Here is a 14,514-nt window from a genome sequence, read left to right as displayed (position 1 = left end):
ACCTCTCTAAATAAAAATAGCGCCCATATTATCGGCGCTATTCTATATAATAAATCTGAATCAAAAGTAAAGACGGATCACCGATACGACGACACAACCTGGTCGTCTTACACCATCGATTTCAACTTTTACTTCACGTTCGATTTCTAAACCACGTTTGATTGGTGTCACTTTCAAAAGCTTGCTACGAGCACGGATCTTATTGCCAGCTTTAACGGGATAAGGAAAGCGAACTTCATTCAGTCCAACATTAACTGTCATTTTAGCGGTTGGAAATGGCGGGTTTTCCTCATCAACACTATCGGTTAAACGAGACAATAAAGATAACGTTAAAAAACCGTGTGCGATAGTCGTTTTAAAAGGTGATTCTGTTGCCGCACGATCGGCATCAGTATGAATCCATTGCATGTCTTCGGTGATTTGGCCAAAAGCGTTAATGCGATCTTGATCAACTGACATCCAGTCACCTACATGAATTTCTTGGTCAATCTTTTCACTTAACTCAAGATACAAGGCTTCTGCTTCCGGTGACATTTCTATTTCAGGAACAACAGTAGGTACGACTTCTTCATTAACAGCGGGTGTTTGATGATCTTTCAGCCAAGGAAATATTTGTTGAGAATTCGCACGATTAATAAAATCAGCCCAGTATTCTCTCAATACTGGCGACATCAAATCTTTTAATTCAAATTGATGTTTCGCTAAAGAATCTGTTTTGTGCTTGATAATATCAACGACTTTCATGTTCAGTCTTTGCCCTATAAGATGTTAGAAGAACTCTTACCAGTTACTCACTAAACGATAATTTTGAACCAGTTCACATATCCGTGCAAATACTTTCGAGCGTACAACTGTATTGCAATTATATGACAATCCTTTTATATCAATTACTTATCGGTATTATATAAATTTTCTATTTGTAGTGAATTTGACATAACCATGACTTTTAACGCGTCTTTTTAAAAGAGATTAATGCCTTAGTTTAGTTGGATATATTTCACTCTATTCATATTTGGTCACTTTTTGTTATTTTTCAAATTAAATAGTTAAAAAGCAAATTAGATAGCTAAAAAAGCCTTGTTATCTCAACAAGGCTTACTCTTATAATCAGGTATTTAAGTATTTGGTCTCTAGGTCGCTTTATTTGAGTTGATAGACTGACACACTACCACTTACCTCATTTGCTACCAGTAACAATGCTTGATTGGTTGGGCTTTTTTGCTTACTTATAAAACGCATACCTTCTGGCGCTAAATCCCCCGCTTTTTCATAATCACCTTTTAAAGTGATTGGCTGGGTTGAATCGTCTATTTCAAAATCAACGGTCAAATCGCGATTCAACTGATAATCGACAAACTTAGATTGATTTGGTTGGCTGATATCATAAATCATGATGCCACCCATACGCTCTAAGCCTATAAAAGCGTAGGTCTTGCCATCTATTTCCCCTATTGCAAGCGCTTCAGGCTCTGAGCCTTTATCGTCAGAGCGATTGTCCATTTTGTTTTCAGTCTCGTTAGTGTTGAAGGTATCTGGAAAACGTTCGGCAATCACATTGGCAAACTCATTTCCACTATCAAAAATTTGTAGCCCCTGTTCATCCCAAATAGAGAACGATCGAGCACCGAAACTGACAACTTTCTCATACAAACCGTCAGCATTTTCATCCCCCATTGCTTTTGTCACTTTAAGACGACCAAGCGCTTGTTTACTCATGTTTTGTTTTGCTGGGTTATTGTCAGCTAACGGTAATTTTGCTGCTCGAGTTTCTTCACTGTAGGCTAGGCAGCCATCTTCTTCATCATACTTTTCACCGCCGGCATCGATACAGGTTTGCTTATCGCTCGCCTCAAACCACCAATCTCGTGAATCGCCTTCATTAGCCGTGACAATGTAACTCTTTCCGTTAACGGTATAACTATGAATCGTATCGGGTTGATATAAACCATAAACCCCTTGCCACGGTTGGATGTTAATCGCCTTATCTTTATCGCTTGCATCAATCCCATTCTTTTCTAAGCCATAATCTTTCAGACCTAATGGGTAAATCGCATCAATATTACTTTTTTCTAAATCGACTTTAGCTAAAGCATTATTATCTTGTAAGGAAACCCAAGCATAACGGCTATCAGCACTGACAGTAATGTATTCTGGCTCAATATCTTGTGCTAGTGAGTGTCCTTTTGGACTCGCGTATTTGAATCCTTGTTTTATCAGCTGTTCTTTTTGTTTTTCAAATTTATCAAACATAAGTAAAACAGCGGTATCAACAGGGCCGTTATTATTGAAATCAATCACGCCAATACTGCCAACAGGATCATGCTGGTAATCATTCGTCGGCTCCCCTTCATTGGCAACCACGACCTTTGAACCATCTGGAGTAAATGTCACCATATCGGGTAAAGCGCCAACTTCAACGGATTTAATCAGCTTTGGCTGGTCAGCTTTAATGTGATAGAAAAGAATGGCACCATTTTCTTGTTTCTCTTTATTCGCGGCTGCCACCGCTAACCAGTCACCATAGATGCTTAATGAGTTAGCCGCACCTAGTTGCATAGTTTGATTATTTGCGGTGACCACTTCTTTAGGTAGGGTTAATTGGTTTGCTTTTAATGTGTTGGCAGTATACGAATTTTTAATCGCTTCCGAAGATAAGTTATCTAACTTAATAATATCAATGCGGTTTTTCGCACCGTTAACCACGTAAGCTGATTGTGTACTTTGATGATAGTCGATAATTTCGGCGCCAGCTTCACCATAAATTCCCGTTTGATAACGCCCGACCAGATCCATCGTAAGTGCGTAACTAGGAAAAGCAGAGAGATTGAGTGCTAATACAGATAATACAGGTAATAACTTAGTGTTCATTGTGTTCTATCTTCCTTGGATAATGAAAACACTATGCTCTAGGTTATATTTGAATGTTAAATGACAGCAATATTTCGATTTGATTACGAGAAGAAATTTTGAGATATGAGAAATAAAAAAGACCTACCGAAATCGGTAAGCCTTTGATATAGATGGTGCCCCGGGCCGGACTTGAACCGGCACAGCGCGAACGCCGAGGGATTTTAAATCCCTTGTGTCTACCAATTCCACCACCAGGGCACGCAATTCTTTTGCGATGCGCCTAACCATTTAGCAGTTAAATGAAAAGTTAAGACACCATCTTTAACATCACATTTGCCATGTTAATAAATAGTTTATTAAACAGTAAAGAATCAGCTGTTTAAACAATGTTTGTTACTTTACTGGACTGAGCGATTGAGTCAATAATAAATTTAATCTTTTTAGCTTGAATGCTCAAAAATCCAACCAAACTTCCTAAAATGCTAATAAACTTTGATGAGTATCCTACTTTTGCTTTACCAATTTTTGTCCCAGACTAGGCATATAAGACCATACATGGTCAAAGATATTCATCAATTCTGGGTTTCCGTACTTTGATAAACTTATTGCATGGAAACGGTTATTTCTTTGCTTTAGTGCTTCAACTTGCTGGATCATAGCTTTGGATTGTTTTGGGGCAATAAAGTCAGACAAAATAACCAAATCAGCATGTTGATACTTGTCTCCTTGCATTTGTTTTATTGCTTCTGAAATGGCAGGCTCTAAGTCGGTACCACCATGAAATGTATAGGAAAGAAAGTCACTCGCTTCCCTTAGCCCATCTTGTTTGGTTAGTTGATAAGTGATGTAGTCTGTAGAAAATAACACTACATAACAGTCACGGTCTTCAGCCAAGGCTATCTGCATTAACGCAAAGGCAATAGCTTTTACACATTGCTCAGGAAAGCCACGCATTGAGCCAGATGCATCGACACAAATAATGAATGGGCCGGTATCATTTTCGACTTTAGCGGGAATAGGTTCCATTGCCGTGACTTTCTTCGATGAATGGGCTTTTCCTTCCATCTGGTAATTCATCAAGCGTTTATCAATCAGGTGTTTATAAAACACTACTTCGAGTTCTGGATAGGTAAGAAATAACAGCTCATTAGGGAGTAGTTTATTTAAATCATCACTTTCGTGAATACCAACAATATCGTCAGTCGCTTGTTGAGAGTTTTCTTCTTCAAAACGAATCCCCTCACAATAACTAGGCGGCTCATTAGAATCCTTTTGGTTGGCCATTCGACCTAATTGCTCCGCAATATCTTTTAACTTTGGATGCTTGTTTAAAAAATCGGCCTGCTCTTTCATTACGGACCAATCACTTTTTGATAAGCTGATATTAGTCATGTCCCACATTCGTCCAGCAATAGTTCCAGCATCTTCATTGGGGCAAAGTTGTTCCATTTTCTTTATATTTTCTAAACGTTTACGTAGCTGTTTGAGTTCTTCTTGCTTTTCTAGTTCCAGTTGAGACTCTTGAATTTTCTGAACATTACTTACAATGCGGTTATACCACTGCTGACAAAAATAGTGAGGCAACATGGGGTTCAATTTAGCATTGGAGGATGACAAGATTTTTTTAGCGTCAGGATAAAACTCTGAACACGATTGTAATTGCTCAAGCAGCGTGTCAATTTTCGCTATAAACTCCACTTCGCTCCAATGAATGACTTCCTGGTATAACGCCAATTCTTGTTTGATTTCTTTGGTATGGGGAATGTTATCAACCTTAGCGGCAACTTTACTTTTCCAGCGTTTAAGTTGCGATTTAACCATCCCTCGAACACTTTTATTTTCCTCAACCAAAGGCAATAACTGAGATCGGCCCATTAAATCTTGTAAGGCCACTTCAATCATTTCAGCATCGGCTAATAAAACCGCAATATCTAAAGCATCAATTCCAAGCATGATAATCGCTCATTACTCAAATGCTTCTTGCAAGCGATGAACTTGTTCCATCGCCTCATCGGTTTTTTGTTTGATCGCGTCAGTAAGCTGAGTAAGCTCTTGAATGCTTGATTCGATTTGTAGTAATAAAGCTTTATCCAAGAAGCTATGAGGTAAACTAGAGTGAAACGCTTCACGAGCCTTACGTACATCGAAATCTAAGCGAGTCAATTCTTTCACTACTGACTCGGTTGTTGATTGCCACTGTGTGACTACATCAGGATCAAAACCTTGCTCGGTTGCCAGTGTAATGGTAATGGCACGGTTGCCTATATCTTTAATGACTAAACGCTGTTCTACATCTACATCAAATTGGAAGCGGCATAGATTGGTTTTTTTATTCACAAAACCATACGCTTCCCCACCGCCATCTTTAATAATTTGCTCTAGCTCTTTATAAGGAATGTAAACCCAGCGACTATCACCGGTATCGTGGTTGGTCACTGACATGTTGGTTTCTAATAGAACAAGCTTAACTAAATCCGATGTATTACCGACGCGGTATTTTTTAGCTTTTGATAAGTCATATTGATAAATATTTTTGCGGCGAATCGTCCCTTCTACATCCGACGATAAAGCCATAGCGAATCGCTGAGTGTTCGATTTATCCAACTCGGCTAATTTACTCTGCTTTTGTTCAATTTGAGCCCGTAAAGCCCCCTGATGATAGGCTTGTTCACTCGCGAACTCAGCAATACATTCACGAACAATTAAACGAGATTGTGGTGAATTCCATAAGCAATCTTGCAGTAGCAGTAAATCAAGCGCGTTAATGCTATCTCTACCATTAAAGTAGGCGCTGGCTTTTAGTAGCTTAACCGCCTTTTTCCAGCGACGGTCTGACACATATAAATCACTTTCTACTGCCGTCGATGAAGATGCTTGCTCTTTTGCTTCAAGCTTAGATTTTAAGTAGTAAAGTTGCTCAAAGGTACTTTCAGAGAGCTCTAGTTGATCAAGTTCAGTTAACCAGCGATAGTACTCTTCATCTTTAATGGCGAGCCCTTCTGGAAGCTTCGCTTCTTGCGGAGTCCCAACCGTTAACATCGAGTGGAAGTTTTGCTTGTTTTGAATACGGTTAACGAAAACACGAACCAACATACGATCATATAATGCTTCGAGACCACTGTCTTGATTTGGAAGTTCATTGGATGCAGTAATCAATAAGCGCATTGGTATAGGTTCAATATCACTGCCATTTTTGAAGGTTTTTTCATTTACCACGGTAAGTAGTGTATTTAGTATCGCCGGACCTGCTTTCCAGATCTCATCTAAAAACACCACTTGTGAGGTCGGTAAATATCCATCCGTAAGACGAACATAGCGTCCATTGTCTTTTAATTCTTGAATGCTTAGTGGGCCAAAGACTTCTTCTGGGGTAGAAAATCGTGTCATCAAGTATTCAAAGTAGCTATTGCTTTCAAAGGCTTGAATCAAACGCTTAGCAATGAGGCTTTTAGCAATCCCCGGAGGGCCAAGTAAAAAAACACTTTCACCGGATAACGCGGCCAATAAACATAGTTTAATGGTGTCTTCTCGCTCGTAAACACCATCGGACAGCGCTTGAACCAATTTATTGATTCTTTCTGATAACAATGAACGTTCTGTAGCGGTTCTTTTTTGTGCGCTTTCCATGCATCCCTCTTCTAAATATTTCCTTACTAACACTTTGTCTTATTCTGACCGAAAGGTGAATCATTTTTTTATTATGGATCAATTAGCTTATTCATTTTAATGAGGTCTGTACCCAAGTTACTTAAGTGTGGACAGTGTAATCCATCAATCCTTTTGGTAACCTGCATTTAATCTCGCAAGTACATATGAGTAATCATTATGAACCATACTGTTTTACACCGTTGGAAAAATATTCAATTGGCGGAGATTGATGTGGATCTGCCTAATGGCAAGTCTATTCGTCATACCACAATTATCCACCCTGGCGCGGCGGTTATTTTACCTATTACGGATGATGGTAATATTTTATTACTACGACAATTTCGTCCCTCATTAAATAAATGGATTTTAGAACTTCCAGCCGGAACCATTGAAGATAATGAAAGCCCAATAGAATGTGCAAGACGAGAATTAATTGAAGAAACCGGCTATAGCGCTCAACATTTTAAACCTTTGGGACAATGCTCACCTCTAGCAGGATTCTGTGATGAGATTCAGTATTTATTTGTTGCTAAAGGCTTATCTCCGAATCAATCGTTATCACCAGATGATGATGAGGTGATTAATGTCATTAAGGTTTCATTAAATGATATTGAGAACTGGATCAAAACTGATGAGATCACCGATGGAAAAACCATAGCGTGTTTAAGCAAAGCAAAACTGTGTGGTTTTTTAGTTTAGCTATTTAATTTTAAGGAAATGATATGGACTTTCGTTCAGATACGGTTACTCAACCTACGGAAGCGATGCGTATCGCGATGGCAAATGCAATTGTAGGCGATGATGTATATGGGGATGACCCTACAATTAATGCTTTAGAAATCTGGGCAGCAGAGCGTCATGGTTTTGAAGCCGCAATTTTTACTAGTTCAGGAACACAAGCTAACTTACTCGGCTTAATGTCTCATTGTGGTCGTGGTGAGGAGTACTTGTGTGGTCAACAAGCTCATAACTATAAGTTTGAAGGCGGCGGCGCAGCGGTGCTCGGTTCGATTCAACCTCAACCAATCCAGAATGAGCCCGATGGGACGCTTTGTTTTACAAAGCTTGAACAAGCGATTAAGCCCGATGATATTCACTTTGCACAAACTAAGCTATTAAGCTTGGAAAATACCATTAATGGCAAAGTACTGCCGCTTGACTATTTACGTCAAGCTCGTGAATTTACTCAACGTCATAACTTACAACTCCATTTAGATGGTGCTCGTGTTTATAACGCTGCTGTGGCATTAAATGTTGATATCAAAGAGATCGCTTGTCATTTTGATTCTATGACAATTTGTCTTTCAAAAGGACTATCCGCTCCGGTGGGTTCACTTCTATTAGGTACCAAAGAGTTCATCACCAAAGCACGACGTATTCGTAAGATGCTTGGTGGCGGTATGCGTCAAGCTGGCATTTTGGCGGCTGCGGGTAAAATTGCGTTAACAGAACAAGTCAACCGTCTACAAACCGATCATAATAATGCTAAAAGGTTGGCGATTGGTTTATCTGAATTAGATGGCTTTAATATTAACGTAGATCATGTACAAACCAATATTGTCTTTGCTAAATTAGCGCCACATATTGATACACATGCCATGCAATCTCAGTTGAAGAAAGAAGGCATTATTATTAGCCTCGGAAACCCTCTCCGTTTTGTTTTACACAATGATGTTCAAGCCAGTGATGTTGATATCTTAATAGAACGTATTCGTCGTTTTATTACTGCGGATTAGGTGGAATAGATAGGTGTGCATATAAATTAAGTAGGCATGTTCACACCTACTTAATTTTTAATGTTATGCCTTATTTAACGCTATAACTTATAGCGCATCTCCCCGTGAAATAGCTGAAGAATTTTCTTACTTCGGTATATAATGACAAAGAAATATTGGTTGAATAAACACTAAATAACGATGTTGGTAGTAGATTGAGCTCTGTCACTGAAAAAAAGCAAGGTCGCCGCTCCGCTCAAGAAGCTAAGCAGACCAAAAAAGCCATTTTAGATATTGCTGCGGAGCTTTTTTGTCAGTATGGCTATAAAAAAGTATCCCTACGTCAAATCAGTGAGCGAGCTAATGTATCTCATAGTTTGCTGCGTTATCACTTTGGTAGCAAAGAGAAGATTTGGCAGCATATTAGTGATCATATCTACCAGCACTTTCAAGAGTACTTCCAATATATTATTGACTCTCTGCCACAAAACCTACCGGCAAATGTTCAGTTATATATGCTGATGAATCGTGTTCTAGCTTGTAGCTTACATGACTCACGTGCCATTACTTTCCTCGCCGACGCGGTTCGACAAGAAAAGAATATGGTGAACTACTTCTTAGAGCCAAGCCGTAAAAACAACCAACTGATTGATGGTTTAATACAAGAGTTTAAACAAGATCATCCAGACTCCCCACTTACGTCTAGGACGTTACGTTGGCAAGCTTCAATGTACTCTCATGCGGCAAGTACGTTAGATCCTTTGATGTTACACGCATTTGAATCTGACGATCGTCAATCTGCGCTATTTGCTCATTGGCAACAATTTAGCCAACTACTAGCAAGCCAGCTGTATATTGCCAATGAATATATTGAATCACCGAGCTGCTTAGATGAAATTATTGTACCACCACCCAAAGAATCCGGTGGGTAGTGGTAACCAATAGATATTAATAACCAGTAGCTACTAATAACCAATATCTATTATCGACGTTTGCCTCGAGAGCTGTGTATCTTCAATTTTGCTTTTAGCTTTCTCTTTTCTGAAGAACGACTACGGCGTTTAGTTTGAGTTTCCTCTTCTTCAAATGTTGGCTCATAGCCCGGCAGCCATTGTTGAGGTAGACGTGTATCAAGCAAGGTTTCAATCGCATCTAATAAATATTGCTCTTGTGGGCACATTAAAGAAATTGCTTGTCCCTTCTCTCCTGCTCGTCCAGTTCTTCCTATCCGGTGAACATAGTCTTCCGCTTGGAAAGGCAATTCATAGTTAACCACGTGCGGTAGTTGCTGAATGTCTAATCCACGCGCCGCAACATCGGTAGCAATTAACGCTCTTACTTTTCCTGATTTAAAATCATCTAATGCTTTTTGCCTTGCCCCTTGGCTTTTATCACCATTGATAGACGCCGCCTCAATGCCATCTAGCTTGAGTTCTTTGGCTAACACATCCGAAGTTTGTTTCGTTTTAGTGAATACCAGAACTTGTTGCCAATTTCTAGAGCCAATCAGATAAGACAGAAGCTCACGTTTACGCGATTTATTCACCGGGTAGACTATTTGTTCCACGGTTTCTGCAGTGCTATTTTCCGAAGCAATTTGGATCTCAACCGCATCATTGAGCAGATTATAAGCCACTTCTCGAATGCGCTTAGTAAAGGTTGCCGAGAAGAATAATGTCTGCTTTTCTTGGCTCATTCGGCGCAAGATTCGTTGTAGATCCGGCATGAACCCCATATCCATCATGCGGTCGGCTTCATCAAGTACTAGTGTTTGAGTTTGCTGTAAGTGTAAATTGCCAACAAAAAGATGGTCAAGTAAACGGCCAGGAGTCGCCACTACAATATCAGCCCCAGCGTTTAAGTTTTTAGTTTGCACGCTCATGCTGGTTCCGCCATAAACCACGACAATTTTCAAACCTTGGTTATAAGATTCAAGATTGTCGTAGACTTGTTGAGCGAGCTCTCGTGTTGGGGTCAAAATCAATGCTTTAACGGCTGCCCCAAACGTTTTTTTCTGCGGATGGTCTTCAGACTCAGCAATATTATTGTTTCCATTTAAATCAGGGCTACCTAAATTATTATTTCTATCTAATAACTGTTGAATGATAGGCAAACCAAACGCAGCCGTTTTCCCTGTTCCGGTTTGTGCACTAGCAAGCACGTCCTTGCCTTCTAATATTTGGGGAATGGCTTGTTGTTGAATATCTGTTGGCGTTTTAAAGCCAAGATCCGATAAGGTTTGGCAAATTTGGGGAGATAAACCTAAGGTTACAAACGACATAGAGAGCCTAATACGATAAATAAAAAATGAAACTAAACTGAGGCGTTTATTCTATCAAACTTAAGCTCACGACTGTTGATGTTTATCGATGAAACTCTTGTATTACTAAGCACATCAGGATAAAACTGAAAGAACACCGCATGTAACTCTTCATAATGTGCGATTAAAGCGCCACCATAATCATTTAAAGGCCCCATTCTAAGGCTGCGGTGTGACATTCTTTCAAGGGCGTAAAGGTGCTATTAATATGTGGGTGCGCTAAACAATTCAGATTATTCCTTATATCCAAGTGACATTTATAACTGGTATGATCTGGTGATTAAATAAACATTTTGAATCATAGTTAAGTATACTGCCAACCTTGACTATTTGATTTTTGCGACACTTATCTTAATACAATGTAACTGAGTGCTAAAGTTAAAGTGGGTTGCTGTAAACCAGTCGCTTTATTACCGCTCAATAACAGGAAACTTATGCACACTTTTATTGATATGCGCATACTGTATAAAGATAAAAGAGGGATTTATAATGAAGAAAAACAACAACGATACCTCTCTTTACGAGGATTCGGAAATTAGCTGCTGCCCAATTTGTTCAAGTGATGAATTTTTGCTGTCAGAAGATCAGGACGTATTGATTTGCGTTGAATGTGGGCCAGTTCCAATAGAAATTAAAAACAGATTACCAAAAACAACTAACTTGGAAGTCCACCTTATAAAATCCGTTCCTACCCTGCATTAGTCTCTGTACTTATCGATAAAGGTTTTTCAGATATTTCATCAAACTTATTACTACGGTTTAGTTGAAAAGGAAGTTAACTAAACCATCGCTGTAATTCAGTTAGACACTTGACCGTTGTTACTTGTGGAGCATCTATATTACTACCAACGGGAGAATAATAAATTGTCTTCAATCCCGCATTAATACCCGCGTAAACACCATTCTCGGTGTCATCAACAAACATACACTCTTCAAGCAAGAATCCCATTTGCATAACAGCAAACAATAATAGATCAGGGTCTGGTTTCCAGCTATTAATATCAAAAGCACTAAAAATCTTATTTTCAAAAATAGGCAGCATTCCTGTTAGTGCAAGAGAATGTTGCATTTTACTTTGTGGTCCATTAGAAGCCACACAAACAGCAATGCCTTTTTGAGTCAAATATTCGACGGTCTGTTTTGCATGTGGAATGGGTTGAAGTTGTTCATCAAAAAGTTGTTTTACTTGTTCACGGTATTTAGGTTCTAACACTTCCATAGGAATACTTAAACCTGCGGCTTGACTGGTGTCTTTCAATATATCGAACATTTTTCCACCCTGAAAATTGTTCATACATTGTTCAAAGCTAATGTCGGCACCATAACTTGCAAACACGTTTACCAGCGCTTGGCAACATAAACGTTCACTGTCGACTAATGTTCCATCACAGTCAAAGATGACACATTTTATCTTATCCGTATCCATCATCGCACCTATTCTTTTATTTCAATATATTCAGTGTCGATGTTTATCTAAAAAAGGACAGAATCGATTAAATTTTGTGTTATCTCAAACAGAATTAAAATTTAAAAATTATAACAAGATCACTATTTATACCCAATCAGGGTGAATAACCGTATGTATTATCATAGATTTTGATATTAAATACTGTAAAACATCTGATGAAAAATCCTTCATCTCAAATGAGCCTTGAGCGTTTTCTGAAATGACAATATCGGTTAAAACTGCAACGTGATCATCGAGATCAGTTTTACAAATCAGAGCTGAAACGGCTTCACCATTATCAAACCCTAAGAAGAGTTGATATTCGTCATCAAGAATTATTTGTGTAAGAAACTCGATAATAAGCCCTTGCTCTTCTGGGTCACTGGACAGTTGGGATGCTTGAAGAACTGAAAATATAATGGTTAATCGATGAAAATCGACTTCAATAATATCCAACCCTACTTTGTTACTTAGCTTAGCTTTGTTACTTAGTAATGATTCAATCTCAGATACGTTATATTTTATATTTTGTTGAGCTTCTAAATATAGCTTTCGTCCCATTATACTTTCTGGTGTCGGATACTCGACATCAACTTGTTGAGATAGCCAATGATTTTTAGACGAAATATAACTGTCGATTTGAGATTGCATATTTTACCTCAGCGACATTCGTTGCCGCTTTGAACACGTGAGTACGATTTTAACCGTACGAATGGTGTCATCCTAACAGCTCAAGACTATAGGGGCTAGTGATAGCAAGCCATTGAATTTATTTTTCATTACTATAGATGGGCTATGATAGACTTTAACTATTATTAAATGTTTTTTCGATGAACAACTACTGATTTATTCCAAAGGAAAGGAACATGATAAAGAAACTTGTGCTTTTATCTGCCATTACACTGTCACTTACTGCTTGTGATAAAAATGAAGTGGGAGATGTCTCTTTGGGAATTTTCACCACCAAAGACATTAAAATTGAAGTGTTATCTGACCCTATTGTGACGGGTGTTACTTGCCATATCTCTAATGTAGAAGCCAATTTAGATTTTGCTGACCCTTCTGATATGGGGATTTCATGTCGTCAAACCGGCGAAATAACGTCAGACATGATAGCTAAAATTGATAAATCGAAGTCAGGCGAAGTGGTCTTTAAAAAGTCAAAAAGTGTGTTATTTAAAACTTTGAAGATACGCCGCATTTATGACCAAAGTTCACAAACCTTGTTATATCTTTCATACAGTACCAAAGAAATTCAAGGTAGTTACAAACATAGCCTATCAACAGTACCTCTTTGGAAAACGAAAGCTTACAAAACACCAGCACAAATTGAAGCTGAAAAAATAGCCAAACAAAATAACGGCTAAAAACGTTAAACCTAGAAAATTGCTAAAAAGCAGCGAATAACATAAAGATATTCGCTGCTTTTTTATGACTACTTTGTATTCGTTTTCTTTCTAAAGATCAGTAGTGATAACAATACTGCTAACCAAATGAAGTTTAACGTCCCACCACTGCTTCCTGAAGAATCAGATTCATTGTTGTCATCTTCTTTTAGTTTAGTAACATCAAATTTAGGAATTTCATTACCATTTAGTACGTTAGCTATCCAATCAGCATAATCATAAACTTCAGTATAAACGCTTTGAGTCGCCACATTAAGATCGCCACATTCTTTAGGGCCGAAACTCACGATCCCAACTTGATATGATTGTCCATTATCTTCATACAATAATGGCCCACCAGAGTCTCCGCCACAAACACCAGAATGTAAGTTATTTTTTTCTTCACCAGTTACACAAATTTGCTTATCAGAAACATTAAAGTTCTGCTTACATTGATCAGGTTGTAAATATTCGACTTGAACCTCTTTTAAAGAATTGGCGCTGTCAGCTTGTGGTCCTATTTTACCATAACCTATAACGGTAAATAATTGACCATCAACTCGATAGCTTTCATTTGGTGCTTCAGCTACGTAACTGTTCGAAGAAACAATATTTTCAGGGACCGTAAACTCTAATTTAATAATAGCGATATCATTTTGAAAAGTTGTGGTGTTGTAAGCATCGTAATAATACACCTCCTTTGCGGCATAGGTGTTTTTCTGATTGAAAATATCTTGTTCAACATCATTAACATTAAATACCACCGCTAAATTTTTAAACTTGGATGGGGTATCGGTATATAGACAATGAGCAGCAGTTAACACATATTGTTCATTGAGCAAGGTACCACCACAAAAACGAGTTACAGTACGCTTATTGTTAATCACACTATCTGTGATTAATACTCCTATATAGGGAAATGATGTGGTTGAAGTCGTATAGCCATTGATGATATATGGCATGATTGGAGTCGTGTCTTGCGCATGAAGTGAAGAGGAAAATCCACACACAGAGAAGACACTAAATGAAAGTAAATGACTTAATTTTCGTTCCATATTTAAAAATTTTTTATTCATAAAATCCAACAAAATCCATCGATATTATGAACAAGTTTACGCTAAGCTATGGTTGATTTGTATACTTTTATAC

12 protein-coding genes and 1 tRNA gene are annotated in these 14,514 nt (G+C 38.3%); 4 read left to right on the top strand and 9 right to left on the bottom strand.

Translation table 11 applies throughout. The annotated features are described in order from the left end of the window. Nucleotides 1–60: 60 nt before the first annotated feature. The 5 genes from ACN0T8_RS01530 to ACN0T8_RS01510 all read right to left on the bottom strand — a co-directional run bounded on the left by ACN0T8_RS01530 (nucleotide 61) and on the right by ACN0T8_RS01510 (nucleotide 6,477). The gene (locus tag ACN0T8_RS01530; RefSeq protein ID WP_417878917.1) at nucleotides 61–744 is read right to left on the bottom strand and encodes a MaoC family dehydratase; all 684 of its coding nucleotides are present in this window, start codon (nucleotides 742–744) and stop codon (nucleotides 61–63) included. A gap of 396 nt (nucleotides 745–1,140) precedes the next feature. Beyond that, nucleotides 1,141–2,868 carry a choice-of-anchor I family protein gene (locus ACN0T8_RS01525; protein WP_417878916.1) on the bottom strand — a complete coding sequence of 576 codons (1,728 nt, stop codon included), beginning with the start codon at nucleotides 2,866–2,868 and terminating at the stop codon, nucleotides 1,141–1,143. 153 nt (nucleotides 2,869–3,021) lie between these two features. Continuing rightward, nucleotides 3,022–3,108 (bottom strand) — tRNA-Leu (locus tag ACN0T8_RS01520). A 246-nt stretch (nucleotides 3,109–3,354) separates the two neighbouring features. Further along, entirely contained in the window at nucleotides 3,355–4,803 is a 1,449-nt protein-coding gene (viaA, locus tag ACN0T8_RS01515) for an ATPase RavA stimulator ViaA (RefSeq protein ID WP_417878915.1), read from the bottom strand. Nucleotides 4,804–4,815: 12 nt separating this feature from the next. Further along, nucleotides 4,816–6,477 (bottom strand): ATPase RavA domain-containing protein, encoded by a 1,662-nt coding sequence (locus ACN0T8_RS01510; RefSeq protein ID WP_417878914.1) that lies wholly within the window; start codon nucleotides 6,475–6,477, stop codon nucleotides 4,816–4,818. 198 nt (nucleotides 6,478–6,675) lie between these two features. Here ACN0T8_RS01510 and ACN0T8_RS01505 point away from each other — a divergent pair, with 198 nt between their 5' ends. The 3 genes from ACN0T8_RS01505 (at nucleotide 6,676) to ACN0T8_RS01495 (ending at nucleotide 9,145) form a co-directional block, all read left to right on the top strand. After that, a complete protein-coding gene (locus ACN0T8_RS01505; RefSeq protein ID WP_417878913.1) occupies nucleotides 6,676–7,197 on the top strand; it encodes an NUDIX hydrolase in 522 nt (173 codons plus the stop codon). A 23-nt stretch (nucleotides 7,198–7,220) separates the two neighbouring features. Further along, a complete protein-coding gene (ltaE, locus tag ACN0T8_RS01500; RefSeq protein WP_417878912.1) occupies nucleotides 7,221–8,234 on the top strand; it encodes a low-specificity L-threonine aldolase in 1,014 nt (337 codons plus the stop codon). Between the two features lie 194 nt (nucleotides 8,235–8,428). Further along, on the top strand, nucleotides 8,429–9,145 hold the full coding sequence (locus ACN0T8_RS01495) for a TetR/AcrR family transcriptional regulator (RefSeq protein ID WP_417878911.1): 717 nt from the start codon (nucleotides 8,429–8,431) through the stop codon (nucleotides 9,143–9,145). A gap of 50 nt (nucleotides 9,146–9,195) precedes the next feature. On the opposite strand, the gene ACN0T8_RS01490 is transcribed toward ACN0T8_RS01495, so the two are convergent. From ACN0T8_RS01490 to ACN0T8_RS01480, 3 genes are all read right to left on the bottom strand, one after another. Further along, nucleotides 9,196–10,494: a DEAD/DEAH box helicase gene (locus ACN0T8_RS01490; protein ID WP_417878910.1), complete on the bottom strand. Its 1,299-nt coding sequence runs from the start codon at nucleotides 10,492–10,494 to the stop codon at nucleotides 9,196–9,198. An 814-nt stretch (nucleotides 10,495–11,308) separates the two neighbouring features. Further along, nucleotides 11,309–11,959 (bottom strand): 6-phosphogluconate phosphatase, encoded by a 651-nt coding sequence (yieH, locus tag ACN0T8_RS01485; protein WP_417878909.1) that lies wholly within the window; start codon nucleotides 11,957–11,959, stop codon nucleotides 11,309–11,311. A 126-nt stretch (nucleotides 11,960–12,085) separates the two neighbouring features. Next, the gene (locus ACN0T8_RS01480) at nucleotides 12,086–12,631 is read right to left on the bottom strand and encodes a flavodoxin (RefSeq protein WP_417878908.1); all 546 of its coding nucleotides are present in this window, start codon (nucleotides 12,629–12,631) and stop codon (nucleotides 12,086–12,088) included. 215 nt (nucleotides 12,632–12,846) lie between these two features. On the opposite strand from ACN0T8_RS01480, the gene ACN0T8_RS01475 reads away from it, so the two are divergent. Beyond that, nucleotides 12,847–13,347 (top strand): CreA family protein, encoded by a 501-nt coding sequence (locus ACN0T8_RS01475; protein WP_417878907.1) that lies wholly within the window; start codon nucleotides 12,847–12,849, stop codon nucleotides 13,345–13,347. 68 nt (nucleotides 13,348–13,415) lie between these two features. On the opposite strand, the gene ACN0T8_RS01470 is transcribed toward ACN0T8_RS01475, so the two are convergent. After that, nucleotides 13,416–14,441 carry a S1 family peptidase gene (locus ACN0T8_RS01470; RefSeq protein ID WP_417878906.1) on the bottom strand — a complete coding sequence of 342 codons (1,026 nt, stop codon included), beginning with the start codon at nucleotides 14,439–14,441 and terminating at the stop codon, nucleotides 13,416–13,418. Nucleotides 14,442–14,514: the final 73 nt, after the last annotated feature.

This window comes from Vibrio sp. (assembly GCF_048266485.1).
GTDB lineage: Bacteria > Pseudomonadota > Gammaproteobacteria > Enterobacterales > Vibrionaceae > Vibrio.
This window is presented reverse-complemented; position numbering and strand designations above follow the sequence as displayed.

Coding starts and splice junctions, on each gene's coding strand:
- ACN0T8_RS01530 (WP_417878917.1), bottom strand. CDS start 744: ATGAAAGTCGTTGATATTATCAAGCACAAAACAGATTCTTTAGCGAAA.
- ACN0T8_RS01525 (WP_417878916.1), bottom strand. CDS start 2,868: ATGAACACTAAGTTATTACCTGTATTATCTGTATTAGCACTCAATCTC.
- viaA (WP_417878915.1), bottom strand. CDS start 4,803: ATGCTTGGAATTGATGCTTTAGATATTGCGGTTTTATTAGCCGATGCT.
- ACN0T8_RS01510 (WP_417878914.1), bottom strand. CDS start 6,477: ATGGAAAGCGCACAAAAAAGAACCGCTACAGAACGTTCATTGTTATCA.
- ACN0T8_RS01505 (WP_417878913.1), top strand. CDS start 6,676: ATGAACCATACTGTTTTACACCGTTGGAAAAATATTCAATTGGCGGAG.
- ltaE (WP_417878912.1), top strand. CDS start 7,221: ATGGACTTTCGTTCAGATACGGTTACTCAACCTACGGAAGCGATGCGT.
- ACN0T8_RS01490 (WP_417878910.1), bottom strand. CDS start 10,494: ATGTCGTTTGTAACCTTAGGTTTATCTCCCCAAATTTGCCAAACCTTA.
- yieH (WP_417878909.1), bottom strand. CDS start 11,959: ATGGATACGGATAAGATAAAATGTGTCATCTTTGACTGTGATGGAACA.
- ACN0T8_RS01480 (WP_417878908.1), bottom strand. CDS start 12,631: ATGCAATCTCAAATCGACAGTTATATTTCGTCTAAAAATCATTGGCTA.
- ACN0T8_RS01475 (WP_417878907.1), top strand. CDS start 12,847: ATGATAAAGAAACTTGTGCTTTTATCTGCCATTACACTGTCACTTACT.
- ACN0T8_RS01470 (WP_417878906.1), bottom strand. CDS start 14,441: ATGAATAAAAAATTTTTAAATATGGAACGAAAATTAAGTCATTTACTT.